The sequence below is a fragment of the Agarivorans sp. QJM3NY_25 genome, assembly GCF_050870875.2.
Taxonomy (GTDB): Bacteria; Pseudomonadota; Gammaproteobacteria; order Enterobacterales; family Celerinatantimonadaceae; genus Agarivorans.
This window is the reverse complement of record NZ_CP194041.2, coordinates 3,364,759-3,389,907: the sequence shown is the minus strand read 5'-3', so window position 1 is coordinate 3,389,907 and position 25,149 is coordinate 3,364,759. Positions and strand designations below refer to the sequence as shown.

Sequence of the window (25,149 nt, the reverse complement as noted above, 5' to 3'; positions counted from 1 at the left end):
AGGTCTGAACTCTATGTTGAATGATATGGTTTTGCGCAGGGGATGCTTTGTCGGCAAAATAACCATTCAATTGAATCGATGATTGATCCGTTAATTTGTATGAAAGTGGACGCCAATACTTGAATAAGGTCTGAAGTCTAGATGCATGTAAGTATTTCACTTTGTTGGCTTAATATATCTTTAAGTGCAATTACGCCAACGCAAACACCGCTAGAGCCGACCACCACCACCACCATATCAGGATCCTCGATGAGTTTAGGATAGAAATGTTTAACTGGGGTATCCATCGAAACTTCTAAAAAGTTTTTACTCATCACTTGATGAACTCTTTTATTGAGCGTGACTAAGTCTCTATGTTGCTCTCCTTTGGTATTGAGGTAAGGGCTAATTGCAGCATTCACATCACAGATATGTAATATCCCTCGACACTGACTATGTTCGATAACGATGAGCTGCTTTGCCTTGTGTTTGGTAAATGACTCGAGTGCTTTTTTTAGTTTGTCATCGGTGGATATTTTGGGAAAGTCACGCCGCATGATTGCCTGTGCATTCTCAGCATTAGCGCGAGACAGTAGCGTCTGAAATTGTAGGAAAGTTCCATGAGTTGGGGTACTGAGTATGTCCTGTAAGCTCTTTGGTTTATCAAATATATAACCTTGGATCATATCAACCCCTAAGCTGGATAATAGGTGAAGCTCTTGTTCGGTTTCAGCGCCTTCAGCAATAATTTTTCCGCCAATTTTATGTGTTAGCCTACACAACATATTAATCATTTCATATTCATTGGATTGCTTGGTAAGGCCAGACACAAAGGAGCGGTCTATTTTTACAATGCTTACTGGAAGCTGACGTAAATAAGAGAGAGAAGAAAAGCCGGTACCAAAATCATCGAGAGCGATAGAAACGCCATGAGCTTTTAGTTTATTAATCCATTTAGCATGATAGTTTGAATCTTCGAAATATGCGGATTCAGTGAGTTCGAGGGTGACTAGGTTTAAATCAACTTTACTTTGTTCTAAGATCTTAAGCGTATCTTCTAAGCAGCAGTGAGCAATGCGATCATTGTTGACCGAACGGTTGATCGACAAGCCTATTTGGTCGTTCGCGTAGTGTTTTTGTAGCAAGGGCAAAACTTTTAAGGCTTGTGTTGTGACTAAGTCATCAATTTTGTCTATCCAATTAAATTCTTCGGCAATTTCGATAAGTTCTTGGGTGGAATAGTTTATGTCTGTTTCTAATTGTGCCCGGAATAAAGCTTCAAACTTGACTATTCTAAGCTCAGATATATCGACAATGGGTTGATAGTAAACCGCAATATTTTTTTTTGCTAAGGCCTGCTTTAACAAGGTGGCTAAAGTATTTTTCCGATCAAAACGTTTGGTTAGGCGTCGGTCAAAATAATACAGTGAGGACTTTGCCAGACGGCTGTTGGCGATTAAGGCTTGGACCGAGTGACTGAGTAACTGAGTTGGACTTTTGGCATCGATATAGAGTACTGATACTCCAGCGGTAATGTTGGCTGATAAACCCATGTTATTGCTTTCATCATTGCCTTCTAAGACGAATATGACTTTTTTTAGGGTTTGGTCAATCGGCTCGACTTGCTTGCTTACAACAAAATAGGCTGCATACATACTTTCGTTGACTAAGCCTAAGTGACCAGTAAAGGTTAAGCGAGCAAAGCGTTGAGATATCAACCAGTGTTGTGTGAGTTTACTGAGTGTTTGTAGCATTTGAAGGTCGAAAGTAATGCAAATTATGGTCATGTCATGACTCAGCTGTTTAAAGCTTTCGTCTAGTAGGCTAATAAAGGATTGTTTATCGGGAATATGAACCTTAGAGACTTCTTCGAGATTATCGTGTTGCCACATATGTGTTGATACATCGAGTTTGTGGCTCGCCGAAACATATACATGGGAAGAGTCTTCTAAGTCGATGCGTTGTATTCTGCCTTCATGAGCAAAAATTTCTCCTTGTTTGGTTTTAGCTAATCGTTCACCAAACCATATTTTATGTTCATCGACGTATTGCCATAACTTTTCATAAAAGGAGAATGTGTAGCGACCACTTTTGAGTATCGATGCTGGCTTGCCAAGCAGTTCATGTTCGGCGTAGCCAGTAACATCACAAAACGCTTGGTTCACAATCAAGATACTATGGTTTGCATCGGCAATCATGAATGCTTCGCTAGACTTAGAAAATAGTTTTTTAAGAAACTCAAGTTCTTGCTGTTTGGTTAGAAAATATTGCGTAAATTGAATGCTTCCTTTCACCATATTTCCGTTTTTGGGCATGTCGCAAATCATTATTTCGGCGATATAACGATGTTTATATGTATTGATGACGGTGGTTTGGTTCAGTCCAATCCCGGTTTCTCGAACTTCAGCGATATGTTGTTTTAATAGCTGTAACTGTTGAGTTTCAAAGGCGGCATAAAGTTGGGATAAAGTGAGCATGTTTTGCTTTGGGTAACCCAGAGCGCTCATGAGTTGACGAGAGCAGTTTAATCGTTGGTTATCGAGGTCAATTGACCAAGGCTGTGGGCTAAAGTCTTTAACTTTTTGAAATAAAACATCATCGACAACCATCATATTCCTTTGAATTTAGCTCAAATTAGTATTAATGAAGTAAATTATAGCTAGTTTTAACAATGTTTGAATGGAAGTAAGTAACATTTTTATCAGTTAGTCGTAATAAAAATGATTAAACTTGTTGAAATAAGTATTTTTAACCAATTTATCAAATGGTTAATAGAATAAATAAGCGATTTGTTATTATTTTATCCGCTGCGCTATCGAGTGCTATGGTTGTTGTTTTAAATGGCTTGCAGGTCGGTGTTGTGATAGGTGCATTTTTATGCCAACTGGAGGTGAGCAGTGAGTATCACTTGAGCAATGGCTTTGGCATCGAGTGGCGAATGATAATCACCAGTAGTGTGCGCGCCAACAATCGCCCCATCCACAAGGATTGAGAGCTGGCGAGCGATGGCTGCTGAGTGATTGAGTTGTAAATCGCTGAGTAGATCTTCAATGAAGTTTATAACTTGTTCTTTGTGAGTGGCGCAGGTGATGTGGACCGGGTCATTGTGACGTGGATATTCAGCTGAGGCATTAATAAACATGCAGCCAAAAAAACTATCAGAATTAATCCAGTGATTTAAACCATCAAAAAAGGCCATGATAGGGGCCAACTGTGGAGCACAATCTTGCTTGCTCGTTAAGCGTTTCACTTCTGCTTGTAGTAAATCCATAAATTGCTGGTCACGCCTTGTTAAGGTGGCAATGATTAGCTCTTCTTTAGATTTAAAATGATTGTATAGCGTTTTTTTTGCGACCCCCGACTCAGCTAATACCGCATCGATACCAGTGGCACGAAAGCCATGTTGGTAAAATAGTCGTTGTGCGGTATCGATAAGCTGGTCTCGTTTGCTGCTCGCCATCGTAAGTCCTGTTTTTCTTTAGTATACCGTTCTGTCTCTCATTTCGACAAGTTGATTTTGGGCACCTCTTTTCATTTAGGTGGCGTGAAAATTTAGTTGACGTAGACAGATTTGTCTCCTAGACTAGTTTCGAAGTAGACAGATCTGTATACTTTGGCTGGCGCTTAAAGGTGCAGCAAGGGAAATAAGCATGTTGAAATTGTACGACTTTGAATTGCCAGAGAAGGTCCATCGAGTTCGCTTGATGTTGTTATTCTTGATCTTGTCTTATCAAAGCGTGGCCTTAAATTTTGCTAAGGGAAAAATCACCAACAGGCTATTTATTTTTTACTCTAATGAATCTCTAATATTGAAGGATGACAATGAGCACTGAACAACGTTTACCACTACCACCATTTGACGCGCAGAGCGCAGCACAAAAGGTTCGGATGGCTGAAGATGGCTGGAATTCTCAAGATCCGGTGAAGGTGGCCTCGGCTTATACTAAAGATTGTCAATGGCGTAATCGCGCTGAGTTTGTGACGGGCCGAGAACAGATAGAAGCATTTTTGCAGCGCAAGTGGGAGAAAGAACAGCAATATCGTTTGATTAAAGAACTATGGGCGTATAGCGATCATCGAATTGCGGTGCGTTTTGCTTATGAATGGTGTGCAGCCGATGGCCAATGGTACCGGGCTTACGGGAATGAGAACTGGGAGTTTGATGAGCATGGTTTGATGCAACTTCGTATTGCCAGTATTAATGATTTGGCCATTGATGAAACGGAACGAAAGTTTCACTGGCCCTTAGGGCGTCGACCAGACGAGCATCTCGGGCTAAGTGAGCTTGGTTTGTAGGTTTATGGTATCGACAATTGAGGCGTGATCATTCAGTAAGGAACAGCAGGATGCACAATCCCGAGCCGAGTTGGTCAGCCGACAAGTGTTACCTGCAAAGTGAATTTTGGCGGGTTTGTCTGTGGAACTCCGCTGAAACCTCTGAGGTCGGCGGAGGGGGTCACTTCTAAAATATGATTTAGTGCAAGATGAATCTCTCGGCACTAGGTATTTAGATGACAGCGCTAAAATCGAAGACTTCTGGCCTCGCTAAACTTTTAAGAAGGCCAGAGCGTTGCATCATATTAGGGCCTTGGTCAACAATATAGTCATGACCGACCGCCACATCTGGATCGATAAAAATCGGTTCATTGACGCCAACATTAAAGTCAAATGACCAACCACCGTTAACCACCACTGGCATAATTGGGTTCTCGGGAGTGGCTCCGGGTAGCGCGCCCTCGCGAATCGCAAAGCGCCACACTCTGTCTTCATCGGTATTGGAAGTGGTGGCCAAATTACCAATTTCGGCACTGAATGAGCTCGATAAGGCAAAGTAGTTTTTGCCATCTCCTGCATCGTCGCCTGCTTGCGCTGGTGCTCCACCAAAATCACCGCTACCATCAGAGGCATCACCAGTGGTCCAGTCTAGGTGATCGTAGCGAAATTCAACATTAAAGTTGCCTGTACCCTTATCAGATCGGTCGATCAGCACTGCTTGGAAGCTATTGGTTTTATTGTCATGATTTTCATCGTAGCCAACATTATCCCTGGTCACGGCCACAACCCATCGGATGGGCTACCAACATAGACCGAGCCGCAATCGCCACAACGTTGTCTATGTCGGCCCAAAATGGCCTAATCATCGCTTGGTTCGCAAGCGGAAGGGGTTGCGGCGTACAACCTTCGAGTGAGCTTTCGAAGGTGAGCTTACCATTATGATTAACGAAGAAGCTTTGGTCATGAGTTCCAAAATAGTTAACCTCGAAGGGAAGGTCGAGCCGATTAGACGAGCTATCATCGCTGCAGGCATGGCAAGCTCGCCATAACCAGCGTCTCCGCCAAAACTGGTCAACATACTCGCTTGGATAACAATCGTTGTAATAGCGGTCAAGGCCAGAATTTTCTTATTCACTTGTTAATTTCTTTTAATATGCTCAAAGAAGAGTTCCGTTACTGTCTTATTATTTTCAAGTTCTTAAGTAAAAACGCTCTAAGTAGTAATGCATTTAATATCATTCGCTTAGGTATTTCTGTTGATAATAGAGTTACTTTTTGTAAACTTTACTGATACATTCGTTTGTAATGTGGTGTGATGAATTGATGAGTTTGTAAGGTTTTATTTCAGCGACAGCTTTGCGGTTTGATAGCTGCTGAGGCCTTCTTGATATCATTCAGTAGCATTTTGCTACCCATCTAGTGAAGAGGGTTGCGAAGCGTTCCAATGTGTCAGTTACCGACTAAGCCTGGCTAAGCTTAAAGGAACGAGCGGCGAGGCGGCTAAAAACTCTTTTTCTTCGGTAAGAAAGGCGCGCCATATTTGCTTCTCACTTTGATTGGCAAGGTGCGGGTCGAGATTAAAAATGGACCGTCAAAGCGCACTAGAGCTTAGCGCTGGCGCGATTTTGTTTGAACCGCGATCAGGCGAGAATATGGCAAAAATAATATCTGTATTTTTGACTTATACTCAAATAAGCGAATGGCTTCACTGGCACTAGGAGGCGCTGTGAAATCTTTACTTATGTATGTGGTGCTTACGCTGTACTTTGTTGGCTTATCATTTTCTAGCTTAGCGACCACCATTTACACCTGCCGTGGGAAGGAAAGCCCCAATGATATTCGCGCAGAGTACGATATTGCACTGTTTCGTCTGGCATTAGATAAAACCGTCTCGACACATGGTGAATATCAGTTAAATATTATTCCTAACATGAATACATCCCGAGGATTAAAAGCTGCATTAGCGAATACTTGGCCTAATTTTTTTACCAAGCAGTCGGTCTCAAAGAAGCGTTTAGAGCAACTTAGTTATGTCGACTTTCCTGTGGACTTAGGAGTTGTTGGCTATCGGATATTTTTTGTTTCGCCGCAAGCAAAAGATAAATTGGATGAAGTCGAAAATATAGAGCAGCTTAAATCTTTTACGATTGGGCAAGGTATTGGTTGGCTGGATAGCGAAATTCTTAAACACAATGGTTTTCGCGTGATTCTGGGCAGTCCCTATGAGAGTTTATTTAAAATGGTTGCTAAAGGTCGTTTCGATCTATTTTCTCGCGGTAGTAATGAGATCTATGCAGAGTATCAGGTACACCAGTCGATAGGCGATTTATTGATTGATAAACGGCTTGCCCTATATTACCCCTTGCCAAGGTTTTTCTTTAGCCATCATTCGAATGTTGAAGCGACTCAAAGAATCAAACAAGGATTATTAATGGCTTATGATGATGGCTCTTTGATGAAGCTTTGGAACCAGTATTATGCAGACAGTATTCGCTTGGTCGAATTGAAGAATAGAAAGATTTTTCAGATTGAAAATCCATTTTTACAAGGGATTGATAACAGTTATCAACAGTATATTTATCAACCCTAATTGATTTATACAATTTATTGCTCCCAGAAATTTTATAACTTGCGATAGAGATAAAAGATAACGCTGAGTGAAACATTACACTTAAGCATAGTTAATATGTATTGAGGAGTATGCGTGGGCTATTTTTTGCGCAATGGCCTAGTTGGCCTTTGTTTACTGATATTATCATTACCTTCTTTTGCGCTCACAACCTTTACTTATCGGGGGAAAGAGCATGTGAATGATACGCGTAGTGAATATAGTATCGTCTTGTTTCGACTTGCTTTAGAGAAAACGGTGAGTTCTCATGGCAGCTATAAACTAGATCTCGTGCCTCGAATGAATTCTAGTCGAGCCTTGAAGTCCGTTGAGGGGAATTTGTTTAGTAATTTTTTTACTAAGTTGTCGGTCTCAACTGAAAATCTTAAGCAATATAGTTATGCAGATTTCCCCGTTGATTTGGGCATCGTAGGTTATCGTGTATTTTTTGTTTCTGCTCAATCTCAGCAAGCGCTTCAGGCTGTGGATAATATTGAGCAATTAAAAGAGTTTACGATTGGGCAGGGGGCTGGGTGGCTTGATAGTGAAATCTTAAAATATCATAATTTTAAGGTAGTGCTTGGTGGTACTTATCAAGCGCTATTTAAAATGGTCGCCAAAGGGCGCTTTGATTTATTTTCTCGGGGTAGTAACGAGCTCTTAGCTGAGTATCAAGCACACCAAAACATTGAAGGGCTGCTATACGATAAACATATTGCGCTTTATTATCCTTTGCCTCGATTTTTTTTCACCAATAAAGCAAATGCTGATGCGGCTAATCGAATTAAACAAGGCTTGCTTAAGGCCTATTACGATGGCTCTCTAATGGCGTTATGGAAAAAATACTATGGCGAAAGTCTCGATTTTGTGGATCTTCGACATCGTAAAATATTCCGACTAGATAATCCCTATATCGAGGGCATCGACCCTAGCTATCAGCAGTATATTTACCAGCCTTAATGCACATGGTCTCTGCGAGTTGAGCAGCGCTTGCCGCTTGCGGACAGCGATTTTGTTTGGTAATTTTGCCGCCTCATTTTTAGTTTGCTGGTTTGCTGTTTCGATGCGTCTTCTTCAATCTACCGTTCATCCTCAAATTGCCAGTCTTGAAGGTCGTAGCCTCGAGCGTTTGGCGGCGCGTGCGATTGTATTAAACGGCGATGATATTTTGCTAATGTATACCGAGCGTTATCATGACTACAGCTTACCTGGCGGAGGCGTCGACGCTAATGAAACATTAGTTGCGGCCTTGCGGCGGGAGTTGAGAGAGGAAACTGGTGCGCAAAACATTCGTGACATTGTGCCCTTTGGTTGCTACGAAGAGTACCGCCCCTGGTATAAAGAAGACGCCGACTACTTGCATATGCGGTCTTATTGCTATACCTGCAACATTGATCCAAAGCTTGGCAAAACATCATTAGAAGATTATGAAGTGAACAACGGGATGCAGCCGCGTTGGGTGAACATCGAACAAGCGATTGCCCATAATCTGGATACGCTGGCTAATAACCCCAAAGCAGGCATGTCGATTGAGCGCGAAAGCTACTTATTACAGCGAATACGTGATGAGTTAGTCTGTGCTTGCAGCCTTAGCGCTTAAGTGGTTGGCTTGCACTCGGGCGCAGCCGTGATACGCTGCCGCCCGAATTCAAAGCGCTTACTCAGAAAACAATAGCCTGATGGATTGGCTTAAGTTTTGTTCGACACAATTAGCTTCTTCACCACTGCGGTCAATCACTAAAAAGTCACTAACTTGTTCAAGGCTAATCAGCGGATGGTGCCATACACCGCTGTGATAATTCACCCCTTGATTACCCTGTGCCAAAAAGGCTTTGATTTGCCCTTCTTTTAGCTCGCCTGCGGGGGCAACTACCACCACATAGGGGCGTTGTTGCAGGGGCATAAATAACTGACTCCCGTAAGGATGGTGCTCCATCATCTTGATACTTAAAGGCAAGCCAAAGGCTTGCCCTCGAAAGATTGAGGCGATCATTTTACTGTGGCGACCACTGCATTGTAGGTCGGCTAAGTTGTGATAGCGCTCGGTGCTGCCAGCATTGATGCTGAAATGCTCGCTGCCATCGGTTTGTATCACCTCGCCAAAGGTGCTAAATGCGCTTTGGCTGAGAGGCTCCAGATATAAATCTATGTGATTTACCATATGACTTCCTATGCCTTACCCCACAATCTGACGCGACTGATCCCACCATCGGGATAGATGTTAACTCGAATATGGGTGATCGGACCCAGTGGATTTACTTGGCTGAAGTGGTGATCATGATCAGCGCTGAGTGGCTGAGCTGCCAATAGTTCCGGCCAAAACATACTCTGGCTAATGAGGCTTAAATCGTTCGGGTCACTAATGTGCGCCGCTTGAATCGATAACTTATCGGGGAAGTTACCTTTAAAGTGGGTGGTGGCGATTTCAATTTCTTCAACGCTGCCTGCTTGACCCAAGGCGATAATACACCAGTCGTTACCGGGTTCACGGCGACGGCGGGTTTCCCAGCCATCTCCCATGTTGACGCCTTTGCCTGGTGCCAGCAAATTACTGGGGGTACCGTAGTGGGCATCGTTAAAGCCAACCACCCGGCCACCATTGACTAAGGCGACCAAATCGATTTTCTCGTCACTTTGAATATCGGCTTGTGGCAGGCCAAATACTCTTAAGCGAGCAATCCCGCCATCGGGAAAAATATTTACTCGTATATGGGTCACCGCCTGAGCTGTGCTCACTTCAAAAAACTGGCTACTGTCGCCTGCGAGAGCGCTGGCAGGGAGCAGGGCTTGCCATTGGGTTTCGCTGTCGGGCTGTTCCTGATCGCTATGACAAACTTCCAAACTTACGGCGGGGGCAAAGTTGCCGGTGAAAAAATGGGTATCTACTTGTACACCTTTCACGATACCTTTTACGCCCAGTTTTACAATGCTCCAATCATGGCCCGCATCGCGGCGACGACGGCTTTCCCAACCATCCATCCATTTACCGTTATCGTCATACTTATCAGGATAAAAAACCGCTGGTAGGTGATTCAGCATGCGGTCGGCTTTGGCAAAAAAGTCATCACTGACTGCAACCACAGTGCTGCCGAGGCGGTGATCGGCTAAGTTGATAAATTGACGGCTAAACTCTGGCGCATCGGTGTTAGCGCTGGCGGTGATTACTTGGCTCATGATTGTCCTTATCGTTCTCGTATGTTGTGTTCACAGACTCAAGATTTGAGTCAAATGCATCTAATTTAGCATAACTAGAGGCAATCGTTTCATGGTCGATGTTAAGCAGTTGCAAGTTTGATTACTAATATGACATCGGCGCATAGGCCCGATGTCTAGATTGAGTAAAACTTGCCTTAGTTATAATGCTCTAGTTCATCCAGCAACTGATATTGCTTGCTGATTGCGGCACTACGTTGCTGCGCAGCAGTGCCCAAATAGTCGTAAATTTTATTACTTAAGTGTGCCAATAAACTCATCGGTGCCGCATAACTGTCGAGTGCTGTATGGTTGCTCATCGGACAAACTAATAGGTGTTTTACGTCTTTGGCATAGCGTTGTCCCGATTGGTCAGTGATCAGCACACTATTACAGTGACTAATTTGCTCAATTAGCGCGGAGAACAATTTGGGGCGACGGCGGATCCCAATCACGATGACTAAGTCATCAGCCCTAAGCTGGCTGAGATCTTCACCAATACTTTGCCCTGGCAGCGGTAGCAAATTCACGTTTGGCCGACATTGGGTGAGTTGTTCGCGCAGGTGCATCGCTAAAGGGTAGCTATTGCGGTAGCCAATAATGGTGACCGCTTTGGCGTGACTAATTTGTTCGACTAGTAAATGGAAATCGAGAGGCTCTAGTTGTTGATAGAGCTGATTGATGCTCTGAATATCCTCTTTATCGCCATGGCTGCCCGGCTGATTGGTGAGCAGCGGTTGGCCCCATTCGCGCTGCTGGCGCAGTTCATCGCAAACTTGCTGATGGTCTTGATAACCGAGCTGGCGAAAAAATCGACTAACGCTGGCTTTTGAAACTTTACAGGCCTGAGCAATTTCTGCAGTGGATAAAATTAAAACCTTGTCCGGGTGGTGCTGTAAGTAATCGGCCACCACTCGGGCGGTGCCAGATAGCTGTTGGTAATGCTCTACAATCCGTTGGTTAAACGGACAAACCGATTTACTCATTGGCCACTCACTCCTTGGTTTCGCTATGGCTTGATGCGATTACAGCACCGCCGAAATAAAGCTTTGTAATTCGCTGGTCTGAGGATTGGTAAAAACGGCCTTACTCTCGCCTGTTTCCCATACTTTGCCTTGGTGCATAAATACCACTCTATCACCCACATCACGGGCAAAGTTCATTTCGTGGGTCACCAAAATAAGGGTCATGCCCTCGGCGGCGAGCTGCTCCAGCACTTTGAGAACTTCTCCGACCAGCTCCGGGTCAAGCGCTGAGGTGATCTCATCACACAACAGCACCTTGGGCGACATTGCCAGCGAGCGGGCAATTGCCACACGTTGTTGCTGACCACCCGACATGCTGGTGGGGTATTGGTCAAACTTATCGGCCAGGCCAACTTTGGCTAATACCGACTCGGCCAGGGCGCGGCATTCGGCCTCACTTTTCTTTAATACCAATTTCGGCGCTAACATGATGTTTTCCCCGGTAGTCATATGGGGGAATAAATTAAAGTTTTGGAACACCATGCCCACACTACGACTCAGTAAACGCAGCTGTCTTTCATCATCGCTCACGGCTTGTTTGTCGACAATAATAGCGCCACCTTGAAAAGGCTCCAAGCCATTAATACAGCGCAATAGTGTGCTTTTACCAGAGCCACTACGACCGATGATCGAAATGACCTCTCCGGCCTTCACTTTTAAGTCGACGCCTTTTAAAACGTGGTGTTGACCGTAATATTTATGAATTTTTTCAATACTAACCAGCGACATTGAGTTTTTTCTCCAGATACTTGCTGTACAGCGACAGTGGAAAACACAGTAGGAAATATAGGGCGGCGACTAAGGCAAATACCTTAAAGGGTTGAAAGGTGGCATTGTTCAGCATGGTGCCTGCTTTGGTCAGTTCAACAAAGCCGATAATGGAAGTGAGGGCGGTGCCCTTAACCACTTGTACCGAGAAGCCAACGGTTGGCGCCACGGCCACCTTGAGCGCTTGCGGTAGAATAATATAGCGCATGGTTTGTAAGAAGCTTAAACCCAGGGTGCGAGCCGCTTCCCACTGACCTTTGTTGAGCGACTCAATACAACCACGCCATATTTCGCATAAAAAGGCGCTGGTAAACAGGGTTAAGCCAATAATGGCCGCCGTCCAAGCGTTCACATCGACCCCGACTAGGGACAAACCAAAAAAGATCAGGAATAACTGCATCAGCAGAGGCGTCCCTTGAAAGAGTTCTACGTAGCCTCTTACAATTGCCCCCAATACTGGGTTACGGCTGACCCGCATAAAGGTAAGCAGCAGGGCCACTAAACCACCGCTGGCAAAGGCGATTAGCGATAATAAAAGGGTCCAGCGTGCTGCCAATAATAAGTTACGTAAAATGTCCCAATCGGTAAATTGCGTCATTATTGGGCTTCCTATAAGCTTGGGTTTTTGAACATGCGTCGAGCACCGAGTTCGAATAACTGACGCATTGCAATAGCTAGCAGCAAATAGATCAGTGCGGTGACCAAATACGATTCGAAGCTTAAAAAGTTTCGAGACTGAATAAAGTTGGCAGAAAAGGTTAGTTCTTCAACCGAGATTTGCGACACCACAGCCGATCCCAACATCACAATGATGCATTGGCTGACCAGCGCCGGATAAATCCGTTGAAAAGCCGTTGGTAAGACTACCCGGCTAAAAATTTGCCAATGGCTTAGCCCGAGCGTTTTACCAGCTTCCCACTGACCTTTGGGAGTGGCTTCTATGCCTGCTCGAATAATTTCGGTCAGGTAGGCACCCAGGTTGATCACCATCGCTAAACAACCCGCTTGCCAAGCACTCAGCTTAAAACCCAGTGCGGGCAAACCAAAGAAAATAAAAAACAACTGCACAATAAATGGAGTATTACGAATTACTTCAACGTAGCTGCTAATGAGCCACCGCAGCCAAGGTTTCTGACTCACACGGCCAGCAGCCCCAGCGGTGCCAAGTAAAATACCGGCAACAGTGGAATATAAGGTGAGCTCGGCGGTGGTGAGTAAACCTTTGCTTAACTCCGGTAAATAGGGCACTAGGCCCGCAAAATCCAGCTGGTAGCTCATTAGTCTCTCCGATTTAAAGGCCTGCAGGAAGGGAGGTTTTAAACCAAGTTAGTGATAGTTTTTCTAGTTCACCTTGGCTTTTAGCTTTGGCTATCAGGCTGTTCACCTTGGCAACTAAGGCGTCTTCACCCTTCATTACACCCACATAACAAGGCGAATTCTTCAGCATGAATTTGGTCATCGGTTTACGATCTGGGACGCGTTTGGCAATTTCGGTAGCCACTAGGTTACCGGTAGCGATTAGCTCCACTTGACCGGATAAGTAGGCCGATAAGGTGGTGTTATTATCTTCAAAGCGCTTAATGGTGGTCGAGCTATCGACTAACTTGCTTAGTTCAATATCCTCTACTGCACCTCGGGTTACCCCAATGGTTTTTCCAGCGAGATCAGCGGCGCTGGTCACTTTCACGTCTTCGCTACCAAATACACCCAAGAAAAATGGCGCATAAGCATCACTAAAGTCGATGGCTTTTTGGCGTTCTGGGTTTTTACCCAGACTCGAAATAACCAAATCAACTTTACGCGTTTGTAAGTAAGGAATGCGGTTCGCGCTGGTGACGGGCACAAGCTCTAATTTCACCCCCAGTTCTTTCGCAAGATAACTGGCCATATCGATATCATAGCCCTGAGGTTGCAGGTCACTACCTACCGAGCCAAATGGCGGAAAATCTTGTGGAACCGCCACTTTTAGTACGCCGCGCTGGGTTAAAGTGTCAAGCTGATTGGCTTGAACCAAAGTTGAGCTGAACATGCTAAGCGCAATTGCGGCGCCAGCGAGTAGAGATTTAATTTTAAACATAGTGCTTCCTTTGCGAGTGTATTGAAATAAAGTTGAAACGATTGAATCTTGTGGGTTTGGTTTTGCAACAACTGAGCCAGTCACCAAAATATCCATTTAAAATTTTAATTCGTAATAGATTACAAGGGCTTAATTCGGTGTTGATGAGACGGAAACGGTCGCTCGCGGAGATTTTTAGCTTGGTTTGTATGACGAATTGCACATTTTGAGGGCAAATGTTGCACTTCGGTGCAGCTCTGTTAGCGCATCAAGCGATTAACGAAACGCCTAATGAAGCGTTGAGCGTGACTAATATTGGGCAGAGGGTAGGTTTTAAGTGAGGTGAGTCAATTACTTTTATCTTTAATTGATTGTTAAATAAGGATTTTATGGCCTGTGATAAAAACGTGATAAGTTCGTGAGCTGCTTGGGATAGCTGCTGTTTAAGCTGAGTGCGACTGTTAATTTAGGACCACAAAAGGAGCGAATCATGGATCTCAAGTCATCTTTATTGGCACTGCCACTGCTTGCGGTAAGCAGCTTAAGCCACGCCGCAATGCTCGATGTAAAAATTACTAACCTAACACAAGGCATTTACTTCACCCCATTACTCGTGACCGCACACGCTGCCGATAGCCATCTGTTTGAGGTGGGTCAAGCGGCTTCAAGTGCACTGCAAGCGATGGCCGAAGGCGGAGATATTTCCGGCTTAGTTAGCATTGCCGATGGTATTGCTGCGGTATCGGTGCAAAATCCGGCCAGCGGTTTATTAGCGCCAACTAGCCAAGCCATGCTGAGCGATATGGATACAGGTGCCAATACTCAGTTGAGCATTGTGGCGATGATGTTGCCGACCAATGATGGTTTTGTTGGCATCGACAGCTGGCAAATTCCCAGCGAAGCGGGAACCTATACCTTTTATATGAACGCTTATGATGCGGGAACCGAAGCTAACGATGAAATCATTAATGGCGGCGGCGCACCGGGGACTCCGGGAATTCCGGCCGATCCGGGAATGCATGGCGGAACGGGGGCTAGCGGCGTGACGACTGTTTCTAGCAACAGCAATATTCATATTCACCCCGGTAATGTGGGCGATAGTGATGCCAGCGGCGGCATCAGTGATGTAGATAGCCGTATTCATCGCTGGTTAAACCCAGTAGCTAAAGTACAGGTTACCGTGAAGTAAGGAGCAATGATGGCTATCTTAAAATTTACTCAGCGAGCCTTGACCATCGGGCTGCTGGCAGCAGGCTTAAGCGCCTGCGGCACTGACGATGTAAGCAGCAGCGCTGCGATGCAAAGTTATCAAGTTACCATATACAACGATACCGCAGCGCAGGCTTTATCGCCAGTTATGTTAGCGATCCACGATAGCGCGATACAGCTGTGGAGCATTGGTGCACCGGCAAGTTTGGCTTTAGAAACCTTGGCTGAAGGAGGCGATGCAAGTGCTTTAGTAGCGATGTTTAATGGCAAGGATGTGGCCATGCTTGGCGCTGGGGCGGTTGGCCCCGGCGACACAGATAGTTTGATGATTACTGCAGCGGCGCGCCACGATATGCGCTTGTCATTGGCAAGTATGTTGGTGAACAGCAATGATGCCTTTAGCGGATTGAATGCTTTGGATATCTCCAAGGTGATGGTGGGTGAAACCCTGACTTATCCTTTGCCCGCCTATGATGCTGGCACCGAAGCCAATAGCGAAGCGGCTGGCACCATTCCCGGTCCAGCCGACGGCGGTGAGGGATTTTCGGCAATTCGTGACGATGTGATGAATAAAGTTTCCCGTCATCCCGGTCTAGTGACTCAAGCAGACGATGCAGCATCGGTATTAATGCCCCAACATCGTTTATCGAATCAGGTCGGGCGGGTGGTGATCACTCGCATCGATTAAGCCCCCATGGGTACGTCCGCAACTTTGCGGACGTACCTATTTAAGCTGCTATGGAGCATTTATGTCAGCACGGATCTTGGTGATTGAAGATGACCACGATATCAATAATTTAATCGTTATGAACCTCGGTGACCTGCTGTATCAGGTGGAAAGTTGTGATCATGGGGGCCAAGGTTTTATCCAGGCCAGCCAACAAGCCTTCGATTTAATTGTATTAGATCTGATGTTGCCGGGGATGAATGGCCTGGATATTTGCCAGCAATTGCGGGCTCGACAGATTAATACCCCGATATTAATGCTGACCGCACGGGATTCTGAAGCCGATCGGGTGGTGGGTTTAGAGATGGGAGCCGATGACTATCTTACCAAACCTTTTAGTGTGCGTGAGTTACAGGCGCGGGTGAAGGCGATGCTGCGCCGAGTTGACCTGTTGCAGCAATCGCAGAATCACCCCGAACCGCCGTTAATGCAGCACCAAGACTTAAGCATCGATGTGGCGCGGCGTCAGGTATCGGTGGCTCAGCAAGTGGTGGAGCTTACTTCCACCGAGTTTGACTTGCTTTATTATCTGGCTAAATCGCCGGGTTTAGTGTTTAGCCGCACTCAATTATTAGATGAAGTGTGGGGTTATCAACACAGCGGCTATGAGCACACGGTGAATTCGCACATCAATCGCTTGCGCACGAAGTTGGAAAGCGATCCCTCTCATCCTCAGTATGTTCTCACCGTATGGGGCGTGGGGTATAAATTTAATGATGTTTAGCTTGCTCAGCTCTTTCTATAGCAAATTAGTGTTGGCGGTTGTGGCTTGTTTTATCTTGGCGGGGATCTTGCTGCTTGGCTTGGCCCATCAAAGCTCACAACAGTATCAAAATGAAATCGAGCAGAAGTTACACCTAAAGTTGGCTGAATACCTGGTGAACGATCAACAGTTGTTTCAAGATGGTCAGCTCGATCCCAAGGCGATTGAGGCAGCTTTTCATTCGATGATGATCCTGGGGCCAAGTTTTGAATTTTATATTCTGGATCCGCAAGGTAAGGTGCTGACTTATTCAGCCGACCCGCAAAAAATTAAACGCACCCAAATTGACTTAAGCCCGATCCGGGCTTTCATTCAGGGGGGGCATGTGGTGCCAATTGTTGGTCAAGATCCTCGTTCTAACAGCCGGAGTAAAATATTTTCGGCGGCAGAAATACGCGATGCAAGCGGGCTAAAAGCTTACCTATATATCATTATTGGTGGCGAGATCTACGACAGTGTGGCTGAGCTTTTACAAAGTAGTCATATTATGAAGCTCAGCCTGATTGGTTTGTTTTTCATTTTGGGCTTTAGTTTGTTGGTGGTGGTGTTGGTATTTGGGCTGCTCACCAAGCCATTGCGTCGCCTCGCTAAAGATATCGATCAATTCCAACAAGAGGGTTTAGAGAAAAACGCCAACATTGCCGAGCATTGGCAAAATAACTCCCACGACGAGGTGCAAAAGCTGGGTGCGGCCTTTAGTCATATGGCCACCACCATTCAAGGTCAATATCAAAAGGTGAAGGATACCGACCAATTGCGCCGTGAGTTAGTCTCTTATGTATCGCATGATTTAAGAACGCCGCTGGCATCCTTGCAGGGTTACCTAGAAACCTGGCAATTGAAACATCGCGATTTAAGCATCGACGAAGGCGAAAAGTTGATTCAGGTAGCACTGAGTAGTGCCCGTAAAACCAGTGCCTTGGTGGAGCAGCTGTTTGAACTTGCCCATCTGGACAGCGAATCGGCGACGCTCAATCAAGAGCCGGTGGCGATTGCCGAATTGGCGCAAGATGTGATGCAAAAATTACATTTAGCTGCGCAAGCCAAGCAGCTGCTGATGCAGGTAGAGCCTCAAGATCCATCGTTAATGGTAAACGCCGATATTCAACGGATCGAGCGGGTATTTACTAACCTGCTGGAAAACGCCATTCGTCATTGCAGTATCGGCGATCGAATTAGCGTGCGCATTCAGCAACACCAAGATCCACACAAACTCAATATTGTGGTGAGTGACACCGGCTCAGGCATTCCCGCCGATGATCTACCGTATATTTTTGATGCCCATTATCGGGCGGAAAACCGAACTCAGGATCGCAGCGCTCACGGTGGCCTGGGTCTGGCCATTGCGAAGCGGATTGTGCAATTGCATCACGCCAGCATTACCGTTGATTCTTGTTTAGGTGAGGGAACCCAATTTAGTTTTGCGCTGGATAAACCGGCTTAACTGGGGCTCGGCCAGATGGCGAAGCACTGTTAAGCACGGTGCCCAAAGTTAAGCTTGGCGGGGGACTTGGAAACTAGCGGTTTAAGGCTTGGCGTGATTGAGTGAGTCTCGAAACTGACTGGGGCTTTGGCCAGTCACCCGTTTAAATTCACGATTAAAGTTAGATTTAGTTTGAAAACCGGCATTCAGGTAAATTTGAGTGAGGGTGTCATGGCTATTCGCCATTAAGTTTTTGGCTTGGGTGATACGGTATTCGTTAACCACCTTGGACACGTTGCGGCCGTATATTTTATTTACTGCAATCGATATTTTTCGCGCCGGGATCCCCAGTTTACGAGATAAGCGATCAAGGGTTAAATCGGGGTCGAGAAAGGCTTGTTTATTTAGCATCAGTTGATCGAGCTGTTGCACTATTTGCTGGGCTTGTTGCTGGCTTAAGGGAGGCGCGTTTTGGTCTTTAGCCGCGCTTTGCAAATCGCTGGGCTTAAGCACTGCTGCACCAGTTTGCTGGTCACTGGCGCGGGTACTCAGGCTCACAAAAACCACTGCCAACGACAGCATCGGTAACAAAAATGCGTGCCCAAGGCTCAGAATATAGCGAGCATGTTGTCCTTGGTACCAGACAAAATCTAAGGAAATACTGGTATCGATCATCGCCGAAAATAACAACATCAGCCCGGCGATGCGCTCCGACTTTCTTGCCCATTCAATCGCCGATAATTGTACTTGTTCCGGCAGTTCATCCTTGGCCAGGGAACTTCGCAGCAATGCAAGCCCATAAGCCAGGTAAAGTGTGGTTAAGGCGATATCTAATAGGGGGAGCCAGCTATGAATAAACCAGGCGAGGGTCACCAGTATTGGGCCCAAGGCATGTAATCGTGATAAACCTTTGGCGTGATGGGCTTTGCTAAAGTAATACCAGGCGGCAACCGGGATCAAAGACGCCAAAATGGGGGCCAGGAAATGCAAAATCGTCGCATCAACTGTCCAACGTAAGCCAACCACCGCGGTGGTTAAAGCACACAGCAGTAAAAATAAGCCACCATTTTTTGCTTGCTCGGGGTTTTGCACCATCAGGCTCAGCGCCAGCATCACCAATAACAGAGATACCACCATGGGTAAGGGGATAGCCAACATAACAATTCCATTTTCCTTTCAAGGCTAAGTTGTCATTTTCATTAGGCAAGCATACCTAGCTTCAGCGGTGGGGAGAAGCACCCCGCGTCCTTAAACCCGTTTTAGGGCGTCCTCGAACCTGTTCTAGGACGCTTCATTCCCCCAATTACCGCATTCTAGGGTGGTTTAGCAGCACATTTGCTGCGTATCGCTTAGCGTTTAATTGTGGAGAATGAATCATGAAATGGTATTGGCAAGCATGGAAATATGCGTTGGTGTTTAGTGGGCGAAGTTCCAGAGAAGCATTTTGGATGTTTTTTGCGGTAAATCTGTTGCTGGGGCTAAGCGTACTGATTTTAGAGCTCACTGGAGTGACGCCCGCCTGGGTCGATATTGTGTATAGTTTGAGCTGTTTTCTCCCGATGCTTGCGCTAACTGTTCGACGTTTACATGATACTGGGCGTTCGGGATGGTACTTGTTATTGATGGTGATTCCGCTGGTTGGGCCCTTGTTGCTATTGTTTCTTTTGGCCCAGCCCGGATTACCGGGTCGCCATGCATTTGATCAATTTCCGTTACAAGGGAGCCATTTATGAATCACAAATTGATGAATGTTGGAGTGAACTTATCGTTGCTATTCAGCTTGATTTATTTATTAACGCATATTCCCTTTATTGTGGCGAAAGAAGTCGACTTGCCAAGCATTCCTGCTGGCGCACAGGGTGTGGTTTATGTTGAAAATGCCAGCGAAGGACAGTTGTTGTACTTGCATGGGATCAGTGGCAAAGGGATCTATGTGGCCAAAGGCGAGCCCGGCGAAGTGTGCGTGATCCCATCATTTCCAGTGATTGCGGGTGGCTTTGATGGTCAGGGGATCGAGATTGCCAAAGCCAAGCCGATCCGCTTGGTGGTTTACAGTAAAGCGGTATCTGAGCGCTTGAAAGCTGGCGAGCAAGTGGTTAGTGAAGATTGGGTACTGAGCCTGCCCAATAGTGCTGTGCGAGGCGATATTGGGATCGAGTCAGGGCTAAGTTTGCAACAGGGTTTTATCTTACATCCGCGAAAGTTTTGGAGCTCGTGGTTTAGCAGCCGTTGGCGTCAAGCGAGCTGTAAGGCGGCAGCGCATTTTACCGCGGCAGTGGCGACTGGCAAATAAACCGGCTTAGTTTGTTGGCAACGCATCGGCGCAGTCATACGGGACTGCGCTCGTTTTCATTTGAGCTAAAGCTGATTTAAATCGAGTCTCAGGGGCTGGCGAGGTCATCGACCCGGTATTTAATAGATGAGTATAGATTTGGGTGGTTCGGATATCGCTACGCCCCAGTTGCGCTTGAATGGTTCTAATGTCGGAGCCTCGTTGTAATAGGTGGGCGCTGCAATAGCTGGCTGGCAAAAGGTGGTTGGCAAATGACTGGCTCAAAAATACCAGTGCATTTAAGAGGCAAGGGCCTGACTTTGTGGTGCGAGCTCCCTTTGGTTAGCCAGCTCGCTCAAAAAATGCTCAGCTTCTCGGTTGTGTATGTCTTTGGGATTGCGTTTTGGGTTGAATAAAATAAAGCGCTATATCCATGCTAAGTCCCTTCGAATTGTTGTTTCTCTAAAGCGTATTAAACGTATTTTTATCCTCGATAAACGCGAGATATGATGGGCTCATATGTCGACCTTTGTACTGTGATTATATGGCTCTTCACCGTTCTTGGTGGAAAGTCATATCAAGCCCTCCAAAGTGAAATAAAATAGCTCGCTTAAAGCGTTCTTTATTTCTAAAACCCATCGAACGTATTTTTAGGCGCTGAATGTTTCCATTTATCGCTTCTGCCAAGCCATTTGATACCTTATAACGCATCGCATTGATGATGCCCTTTAAGTGCGTTTTCACGGTTTCTGCTGCTGTCATCATCGGCCTGATTTGACTGACCTTTATGAGTGCCAACCAATCATTCCAAGCCGCTTTGGCGTTAGCTGCATCGCCATACCAAATGGCTCTTGCTTGCTCTTTGAATATCCAGCTCAAGCCAGTATTTTGCATCATTTTGGCCAGCGCATTCACTCTTTCTCTCAATGTCCCATGTAGGTGGCTGTTTCGTTTTAACCATCCATACCGTGTTTGGTGGCACTCTCTTTTTAAATGCTGGGGCAACGCCATGAGTTCGCTTTTTCTCACTTCATTCACCGCTTTAGTGAGGACCTTTGCGATATGAAAATGGTCTATGGCTATCATCTGCTTAGCCCGCTCACCGAAGTAATCATATGCTGCGTTTATATACGCTCTGCTCATGTCCATCAATATGGAACGTGTAACCATTATTGACTCAGGGGGCAATGCCTTAAAGCAAGCAGATAGGCTCAGGCCTGTTCGACCGTCTTCAACCGATATCACCTGACCATCACGATTGGATAATACCGTGACATAGTCATGGCCTTTCTTAAATGCCGTTTCATCGACCAACAGGTCTTGGTAGTTGATGGTGGTTCTGGCTGTCAGACCGCGTTGAACGGCTCGTGCCATAATACGGTCGATGGCTCCCCAGCTAAGCCGATAGGTTTTACTCACCGCGTATAAGGAACTGACTTTAAGCATCTCTATAACGCGAGCCTCAAACAGCTCTGTGTAGCGACTGTTACTTGTCGCCCAAGGCACTTGAAGTGTTTGCACTCCATGCTCTGGGCAATCAGCTCGAGGGACTTCAGCCTCAATACGCGTTTCAAACTGACAGGTATCTAAATGTCGCCAAACCCGCCGCCGAGTATCGTGTCGACGAACAGCCTTACCGCAAGAGGGGCAAGCCGTTAATGAGCCTCGGTCATAGTCAACGCGTACGGTGATGGTTTGGGTTGACTCATTGAGTTCAACAGATGAAACAGCTCAAGGATGAGTTAATCCAAGAATGGATTGATAAAGCGTCGTGTCTTGCATAGTCGCGAGGTATTAATGAACGTTTACTTATTATCTCGCTCATTAATGTTTGTTGAAAGTGTTTCCACTACATTCGGTGAAGAGCCGATTATATACAGTTAAGTGGGTTCCCATCTTTCTGCAAATGCATGACCATCTTTCACGCATGGTCAAAATGGTGATTCACTGATATGCTGTTGATAAAATTGAATATTAAAGGGTGTGTGAGTTTCTGTGGTGCGTGATAGGTGGTAACTTCGCATGCGTGAAAGATGGGAATTTGCATATTAATATACTGTTAGCAGTCTAAACTATGAAAAAATGGCGTATCGAATATAGAGTGGAATATACACCAAGCCCTTTGAGCTTTTGGGTGCATAAACACCTAGATAGTGAAGTGTGGTCAAATGCTACTAAGTTTGATCCTCCTCTTCCTACAGGGTGAGAGCGTGAATGGTTACTTTTTGCTCTCATCCCGCGAGAACCCTGCCGATAGCACCTGTTCAAGGTAAGTCGTATTCATTGCCGCGATATTTTGCTTACGTCTGATACTGGCCTTTTTACCCTTTTCCTGTCGCAGCAGGTTCAGTGCTATATGGCGGATAATCGCCAAAAGCTCAGCAGCGTTCTCTCGGTAGATTTGGCAGTCATCTTCGTTGAACGATGTATCAAGCACCCAGTGAAGGCTGTTTTCGATACCCCAATGGCCTCGCACTGCATCAGCGAATTGTTCTTTGTTCAACTCTGCCGAGCTGATGTAGTAGCGGTACTCTAGCGACTCTTTGCCGTTAGCTGCCATGCGATAACCCATTGCAACACCGAGCGTTTTCAGCCCGGGCCAATGCGCGAACTCTTTCGCCAGCTCGTTGGCAGGCAGCACCGCATAGGCTCTCGCCTCCTTGCGGCCTCGGCCTTTCTCTATACATACAATGGGGTCATCAATTACGGGGTTCAGTTGAGCTTGCACAGCGTTATAGAGTGACTCTTGATTACCTTTTACTGCCAGCAAGTAATCCGCTTTTCTGTCTGTTATGGTTTTTGCGATATTGGTTTGGCAACCCATGGCATCTATCGATACAAGCGCCCCCTTGAGCTCTAGTGCATTGAGCAGCTCTGGGATAGCGGTAATTTCGTTGGATTTAGCATCGGTTTTTACTTGCCCCATTACGACACCATTGGCGGTGGCAAACGCGCTGACCATGTGTATCGTAGACTTGCGGTCATCCCGACTGTAGGAGCTGCGGAGCACCTTGCCGTCTACTGCGATTAGCTGCCCACCGGTTTGCTCACTCACCGCTAACATCCACTTGCTGAAGCACTGCTGAAACTGCGATGGGTCAAGCCGTGAAATCAACCGAGCAATGGTATCGTGTACTGGTAGGCCTGAAGCAAACAGGCCCTTTTCACGTAACCAGTTGAAGTGGGCTTCACCAAAATCTTCGATATCCTCCCAACCTTTGGCTCCGCCAATAGTTGCACATACGGTAAGGAACATCACATCGAACAGCGGATAGCTTACTTTAGCGCTTTGGCGAGGATCTTTAATGCTGGCGAAATGCTCAAAAAATACGTCGATGGTCATGGAGGGCTCCCGAAAAAGGGAGTATAAGATCACAGCGCGAACGTCAGGTCAAATAGCTTGTGCTTGCTCAAAAAACGTTCGCGATCTCACCCTGCCTCTTCCTAGAAGTATTCCGTGCAAGGGTTTTCCTGTTTTAGTTATTAATGCCCTCGGTGTTGAACTCGAATTTTCTTCTATTGAGGAGGCTGAGCATTTCTTGGATATTATCAGCAAGAAAAATATGCCAACTTCTTCACAACTTTCAAATTTGAGGGGGGTAAGTTATGGGCCTAATGGACATTGGCTAAGTCGGCTCCCTGCACGCTTAAAGCCTTGGGTAAAGCGAGAGAAAATAATCCCAATTATTAAAGGTGGTATACGAGAGTTTAAGTTAAGTCCCGTATAATCAACTGCTAACAAGGCAATTAATCGGGTCAAGATCACATTGCAAACTCGCCCGCTTTTTGCTGTAAGGGCAAAAGCGCAAAAAATCGGTCAAGCTCGCAATGCGCCTGAGCTTGGCGTTATGTGGCATGAGAGTGAATACCTAGCGATGAATAAATTCGATTGGCATAGCGATAGAATCACAGCAGAAACGCCAGTAACGAACACATATAGAAACACCCAAAACGTACGCCGTTTTTTAAAGGGCATTTGCGGTTCTGAATTCACATTTAATCGAGAATTCATGGCCTGGATAAAGGATGGAAATCCTAAAACAATGGGTGAGGTGGCATTAGAATGGCAGCGGCGAGAGCAAAAGTAATGGACAGAATGACGACGTCCGAAATGCCACATAACCAGTGGCTCAAATTGACTCGGCGCGCAAGCGCGCCTCACAATTTAGCCTGGCGTTATGTGTAAGGAGCTATATGGCTTTTGATATGTACCTAGATGGTAAAAATGAAAAGATTCATTATAGCGAAGAAGATTTTTTCATGATTATCACAAAAGAAGATGGTTTCCCAAACTTAGAGTGGCTTTGGAACGAGTTTTACAATGGCCCAAAAATTGATGGTCAAAGAGCTAAACTGATAGCAGAAGAGCTTGAGACGGCAAAAATTAATAAACGAATTAAGTCTCGCCATTCTCTCGTCAAGTTTATCGATCGGGTGCATCCATTTTTTGGTAAGGCAGGTACCCTTAACAAGGGTATAAAGTGCATAAGTGATTAGGCTATTGATTTAAGGCCGACATCCATCAGTTGAAATACTGAGTTGATAAAACCTTCCAAGGCACGAAGAGGAAGCTTAAATACACTTTTTATCATCAAAGCTGTACTAATGGCTTTATCGCTGTAGGTATTGCTGCGACCGCGGCGTCCTGTCGGGGTGTGGTTGTGCCATTGTGTTATCGCAGCCTCATCCAGCCAAAAAGTTATTGAGCCTCGCTGGGTTAAGGCCTTGTTGTATTGCTTCCAGTTGACGATGTTGCCTTTTGCTTTACCCATGATACGACCTGACTATAGTGGTTTAACGATCAGATCGCCGAGAGGCTGAAAGGTTCAATCCTATTTAAGCAACAAAGCCC

Annotated in this window: 26 protein-coding genes and 3 pseudogenes; 12 read left to right on the top strand and 17 right to left on the bottom strand. The window is 45.8% G+C overall.

Annotated features, from left to right (window positions below; genetic code table 11):
- Positions 1-137: 137 nt before the first annotated feature.
- Together ACRRSW_RS15555 and ACRRSW_RS15550 are read right to left on the bottom strand one after the other, a co-directional pair.
- Positions 138-2,591 carry an EAL domain-containing protein gene (locus ACRRSW_RS15555; RefSeq protein ID WP_432459801.1) on the bottom strand — a complete coding sequence of 818 codons (2,454 nt, stop codon included), beginning with the start codon at positions 2,589-2,591 and terminating at the stop codon, positions 138-140.
- Positions 2,592-2,854: 263 nt separating this feature from the next.
- Positions 2,855-3,439 (bottom strand): TetR/AcrR family transcriptional regulator, encoded by a 585-nt coding sequence (locus tag ACRRSW_RS15550; RefSeq protein ID WP_432459800.1) that lies wholly within the window; start codon positions 3,437-3,439, stop codon positions 2,855-2,857.
- Positions 3,440-3,801: 362 nt separating this feature from the next.
- Here ACRRSW_RS15550 and ACRRSW_RS15545 point away from each other — a divergent pair, with 362 nt between their 5' ends.
- A complete protein-coding gene (locus tag ACRRSW_RS15545; RefSeq protein ID WP_432459799.1) occupies positions 3,802-4,275 on the top strand; it encodes a DUF1348 family protein in 474 nt (157 codons plus the stop codon).
- A gap of 211 nt (positions 4,276-4,486) precedes the next feature.
- Here the strand turns inward: ACRRSW_RS15545 and ACRRSW_RS15540 are convergent, their stop codons facing one another.
- Positions 4,487-5,032, bottom strand: a complete 546-nt coding sequence (locus ACRRSW_RS15540; protein WP_439037760.1) for a nidogen-like domain-containing protein — start codon at positions 5,030-5,032, stop codon at positions 4,487-4,489.
- Positions 5,019-5,153 (bottom strand): annotated as a pseudogene (locus ACRRSW_RS15535) (hypothetical protein); the annotation flags it as partial. The gene ACRRSW_RS15540 and the pseudogene ACRRSW_RS15535, both read right to left, overlap by 14 nt.
- Positions 5,154-5,980: 827 nt before the next feature.
- On the opposite strand from ACRRSW_RS15535, the gene ACRRSW_RS15530 reads away from it, so the two are divergent.
- From ACRRSW_RS15530 to ACRRSW_RS15520, 3 genes are all read left to right on the top strand, one after another.
- On the top strand, positions 5,981-6,844 hold the full coding sequence (locus ACRRSW_RS15530; RefSeq protein WP_432452335.1) for a hypothetical protein: 864 nt from the start codon (positions 5,981-5,983) through the stop codon (positions 6,842-6,844).
- Between the two features lie 114 nt (positions 6,845-6,958).
- Positions 6,959-7,822, top strand: coding sequence for a hypothetical protein (locus tag ACRRSW_RS15525; RefSeq protein ID WP_432459797.1), 864 nt, complete (start codon positions 6,959-6,961; stop codon positions 7,820-7,822).
- Between the two features lie 103 nt (positions 7,823-7,925).
- Complete coding sequence (locus tag ACRRSW_RS15520; protein WP_432461126.1) at positions 7,926-8,462, top strand: NUDIX hydrolase; 537 nt, start codon at positions 7,926-7,928, stop codon at positions 8,460-8,462.
- 57 nt (positions 8,463-8,519) lie between these two features.
- Here the strand turns inward: ACRRSW_RS15520 and ACRRSW_RS15515 are convergent, their stop codons facing one another.
- The 7 genes from ACRRSW_RS15515 to ACRRSW_RS15485 form a co-directional block, all read right to left on the bottom strand.
- Positions 8,520-9,023 (bottom strand): ureidoglycolate lyase, encoded by a 504-nt coding sequence (locus tag ACRRSW_RS15515; protein WP_432452337.1) that lies wholly within the window; start codon positions 9,021-9,023, stop codon positions 8,520-8,522.
- An 8-nt stretch (positions 9,024-9,031) separates the two neighbouring features.
- Positions 9,032-10,036, bottom strand: coding sequence for an allantoicase (alc, locus tag ACRRSW_RS15510; protein ID WP_432452338.1), 1,005 nt, complete (start codon positions 10,034-10,036; stop codon positions 9,032-9,034).
- Positions 10,037-10,212: 176 nt separating this feature from the next.
- Positions 10,213-11,040: a MurR/RpiR family transcriptional regulator gene (locus tag ACRRSW_RS15505; protein WP_432459796.1), complete on the bottom strand. Its 828-nt coding sequence runs from the start codon at positions 11,038-11,040 to the stop codon at positions 10,213-10,215.
- Between the two features lie 39 nt (positions 11,041-11,079).
- The gene (locus tag ACRRSW_RS15500; protein ID WP_432461125.1) at positions 11,080-11,802 is read right to left on the bottom strand and encodes an amino acid ABC transporter ATP-binding protein; all 723 of its coding nucleotides are present in this window, start codon (positions 11,800-11,802) and stop codon (positions 11,080-11,082) included.
- Positions 11,795-12,445 carry an amino acid ABC transporter permease gene (locus ACRRSW_RS15495; RefSeq protein ID WP_432452340.1) on the bottom strand — a complete coding sequence of 217 codons (651 nt, stop codon included), beginning with the start codon at positions 12,443-12,445 and terminating at the stop codon, positions 11,795-11,797. The genes ACRRSW_RS15500 and ACRRSW_RS15495 overlap by 8 nt, the downstream gene beginning before the upstream one ends.
- A gap of 11 nt (positions 12,446-12,456) precedes the next feature.
- The gene (locus ACRRSW_RS15490) at positions 12,457-13,125 is read right to left on the bottom strand and encodes an amino acid ABC transporter permease (RefSeq protein ID WP_432452341.1); all 669 of its coding nucleotides are present in this window, start codon (positions 13,123-13,125) and stop codon (positions 12,457-12,459) included.
- Between the two features lie 13 nt (positions 13,126-13,138).
- Positions 13,139-13,924: a transporter substrate-binding domain-containing protein gene (locus ACRRSW_RS15485; protein ID WP_432452342.1), complete on the bottom strand. Its 786-nt coding sequence runs from the start codon at positions 13,922-13,924 to the stop codon at positions 13,139-13,141.
- A 469-nt stretch (positions 13,925-14,393) separates the two neighbouring features.
- Here ACRRSW_RS15485 and ACRRSW_RS15480 point away from each other — a divergent pair, with 469 nt between their 5' ends.
- The 4 genes from ACRRSW_RS15480 (at position 14,394) to ACRRSW_RS15465 (ending at position 18,046) form a co-directional block, all read left to right on the top strand.
- Positions 14,394-15,092 carry a spondin domain-containing protein gene (locus ACRRSW_RS15480; protein WP_432459795.1) on the top strand — a complete coding sequence of 233 codons (699 nt, stop codon included), beginning with the start codon at positions 14,394-14,396 and terminating at the stop codon, positions 15,090-15,092.
- Positions 15,093-15,098: 6 nt separating this feature from the next.
- Complete coding sequence (locus ACRRSW_RS15475) at positions 15,099-15,800, top strand: spondin domain-containing protein (RefSeq protein WP_432459794.1); 702 nt, start codon at positions 15,099-15,101, stop codon at positions 15,798-15,800.
- A 61-nt stretch (positions 15,801-15,861) separates the two neighbouring features.
- Positions 15,862-16,563 carry a response regulator transcription factor gene (locus ACRRSW_RS15470; protein WP_432459792.1) on the top strand — a complete coding sequence of 234 codons (702 nt, stop codon included), beginning with the start codon at positions 15,862-15,864 and terminating at the stop codon, positions 16,561-16,563.
- Positions 16,553-18,046 carry a sensor histidine kinase gene (locus ACRRSW_RS15465; protein WP_432459791.1) on the top strand — a complete coding sequence of 498 codons (1,494 nt, stop codon included), beginning with the start codon at positions 16,553-16,555 and terminating at the stop codon, positions 18,044-18,046. Before ACRRSW_RS15470 ends, ACRRSW_RS15465 begins: the two co-directional genes overlap by 11 nt.
- A gap of 81 nt (positions 18,047-18,127) precedes the next feature.
- Here ACRRSW_RS15465 and ACRRSW_RS15460 read toward each other — a convergent pair whose 3' ends face one another.
- Positions 18,128-19,183 carry a helix-turn-helix domain-containing protein gene (locus ACRRSW_RS15460; protein ID WP_432459790.1) on the bottom strand — a complete coding sequence of 352 codons (1,056 nt, stop codon included), beginning with the start codon at positions 19,181-19,183 and terminating at the stop codon, positions 18,128-18,130.
- 218 nt (positions 19,184-19,401) lie between these two features.
- Between ACRRSW_RS15460 and ACRRSW_RS15455 the strand changes: the two genes are divergently transcribed.
- Both ACRRSW_RS15455 and ACRRSW_RS15450 read left to right on the top strand, forming a co-directional pair.
- Positions 19,402-19,758: a DUF805 domain-containing protein gene (locus ACRRSW_RS15455; protein ID WP_432459789.1), complete on the top strand. Its 357-nt coding sequence runs from the start codon at positions 19,402-19,404 to the stop codon at positions 19,756-19,758.
- Complete coding sequence (locus ACRRSW_RS15450; protein ID WP_432459788.1) at positions 19,755-20,318, top strand: hypothetical protein; 564 nt, start codon at positions 19,755-19,757, stop codon at positions 20,316-20,318. The genes ACRRSW_RS15455 and ACRRSW_RS15450 overlap by 4 nt, the downstream gene beginning before the upstream one ends.
- Before the next feature lie 6 nt (positions 20,319-20,324).
- On the opposite strand, the gene ACRRSW_RS15445 is transcribed toward ACRRSW_RS15450, so the two are convergent.
- The 4 genes and pseudogenes from ACRRSW_RS15445 to ACRRSW_RS15430 form a co-directional block, all read right to left on the bottom strand.
- Complete coding sequence (locus tag ACRRSW_RS15445) at positions 20,325-20,582, bottom strand: tyrosine-type recombinase/integrase (protein ID WP_432459787.1); 258 nt, start codon at positions 20,580-20,582, stop codon at positions 20,325-20,327.
- A 14-nt stretch (positions 20,583-20,596) separates the two neighbouring features.
- Positions 20,597-20,683 (bottom strand): hypothetical protein, encoded by an 87-nt coding sequence (locus ACRRSW_RS15440; protein WP_432461124.1) that lies wholly within the window; start codon positions 20,681-20,683, stop codon positions 20,597-20,599.
- A gap of 166 nt (positions 20,684-20,849) precedes the next feature.
- Positions 20,850-22,079 (bottom strand): annotated as a pseudogene (locus ACRRSW_RS15435) (ISL3 family transposase).
- A gap of 436 nt (positions 22,080-22,515) precedes the next feature.
- Complete coding sequence (locus ACRRSW_RS15430) at positions 22,516-23,640, bottom strand: ISAs1 family transposase (protein WP_432459228.1); 1,125 nt, start codon at positions 23,638-23,640, stop codon at positions 22,516-22,518.
- Positions 23,641-24,064: 424 nt separating this feature from the next.
- Here ACRRSW_RS15430 and ACRRSW_RS15425 point away from each other — a divergent pair, with 424 nt between their 5' ends.
- Both ACRRSW_RS15425 and ACRRSW_RS15420 read left to right on the top strand, forming a co-directional pair.
- Entirely contained in the window at positions 24,065-24,385 is a 321-nt protein-coding gene (locus ACRRSW_RS15425) for a DUF6434 domain-containing protein (protein WP_432459786.1), read from the top strand.
- A gap of 106 nt (positions 24,386-24,491) precedes the next feature.
- Positions 24,492-24,794: a hypothetical protein gene (locus tag ACRRSW_RS15420; protein ID WP_432459785.1), complete on the top strand. Its 303-nt coding sequence runs from the start codon at positions 24,492-24,494 to the stop codon at positions 24,792-24,794.
- 5 nt (positions 24,795-24,799) lie between these two features.
- Here ACRRSW_RS15420 and ACRRSW_RS15415 read toward each other — a convergent pair.
- Positions 24,800-25,069, bottom strand: a pseudogene (locus ACRRSW_RS15415) (transposase); the annotation flags it as partial.
- Between the last annotated feature and the right edge of the window lie 80 nt (positions 25,070-25,149).

What these genes read in the sequence shown, in the direction of transcription:
- alc (WP_432452338.1), bottom strand. Translation starts at nt 10,036, where the DNA reads ATGAGCCAAGTAATCACCGCCAGCGCTAACACCGATGCGCCAGAGTTT.
- ACRRSW_RS15485 (WP_432452342.1), bottom strand. Translation starts at nt 13,924, where the DNA reads ATGTTTAAAATTAAATCTCTACTCGCTGGCGCCGCAATTGCGCTTAGC.
- ACRRSW_RS15465 (WP_432459791.1), top strand. Translation starts at nt 16,553, where the DNA reads ATGATGTTTAGCTTGCTCAGCTCTTTCTATAGCAAATTAGTGTTGGCG.
- ACRRSW_RS15555 (WP_432459801.1), bottom strand. Translation starts at nt 2,591, where the DNA reads ATGATGGTTGTCGATGATGTTTTATTTCAAAAAGTTAAAGACTTTAGC.
- ACRRSW_RS15495 (WP_432452340.1), bottom strand. Translation starts at nt 12,445, where the DNA reads ATGACGCAATTTACCGATTGGGACATTTTACGTAACTTATTATTGGCA.
- ACRRSW_RS15480 (WP_432459795.1), top strand. Translation starts at nt 14,394, where the DNA reads ATGGATCTCAAGTCATCTTTATTGGCACTGCCACTGCTTGCGGTAAGC.
- ACRRSW_RS15520 (WP_432461126.1), top strand. Translation starts at nt 7,926, where the DNA reads ATGCGTCTTCTTCAATCTACCGTTCATCCTCAAATTGCCAGTCTTGAA.
- ACRRSW_RS15450 (WP_432459788.1), top strand. Translation starts at nt 19,755, where the DNA reads ATGAATCACAAATTGATGAATGTTGGAGTGAACTTATCGTTGCTATTC.
- ACRRSW_RS15545 (WP_432459799.1), top strand. Translation starts at nt 3,802, where the DNA reads ATGAGCACTGAACAACGTTTACCACTACCACCATTTGACGCGCAGAGC.
- ACRRSW_RS15460 (WP_432459790.1), bottom strand. Translation starts at nt 19,183, where the DNA reads ATGTTGGCTATCCCCTTACCCATGGTGGTATCTCTGTTATTGGTGATG.
- ACRRSW_RS15475 (WP_432459794.1), top strand. Translation starts at nt 15,099, where the DNA reads ATGATGGCTATCTTAAAATTTACTCAGCGAGCCTTGACCATCGGGCTG.
- ACRRSW_RS15505 (WP_432459796.1), bottom strand. Translation starts at nt 11,040, where the DNA reads ATGAGTAAATCGGTTTGTCCGTTTAACCAACGGATTGTAGAGCATTAC.
- ACRRSW_RS15455 (WP_432459789.1), top strand. Translation starts at nt 19,402, where the DNA reads ATGAAATGGTATTGGCAAGCATGGAAATATGCGTTGGTGTTTAGTGGG.
- ACRRSW_RS15515 (WP_432452337.1), bottom strand. Translation starts at nt 9,023, where the DNA reads ATGGTAAATCACATAGATTTATATCTGGAGCCTCTCAGCCAAAGCGCA.
- ACRRSW_RS15490 (WP_432452341.1), bottom strand. Translation starts at nt 13,125, where the DNA reads ATGAGCTACCAGCTGGATTTTGCGGGCCTAGTGCCCTATTTACCGGAG.
- ACRRSW_RS15430 (WP_432459228.1), bottom strand. Translation starts at nt 23,640, where the DNA reads ATGACCATCGACGTATTTTTTGAGCATTTCGCCAGCATTAAAGATCCT.
- ACRRSW_RS15550 (WP_432459800.1), bottom strand. Translation starts at nt 3,439, where the DNA reads ATGGCGAGCAGCAAACGAGACCAGCTTATCGATACCGCACAACGACTA.
- ACRRSW_RS15420 (WP_432459785.1), top strand. Translation starts at nt 24,492, where the DNA reads ATGGCTTTTGATATGTACCTAGATGGTAAAAATGAAAAGATTCATTAT.
- ACRRSW_RS15470 (WP_432459792.1), top strand. Translation starts at nt 15,862, where the DNA reads ATGTCAGCACGGATCTTGGTGATTGAAGATGACCACGATATCAATAAT.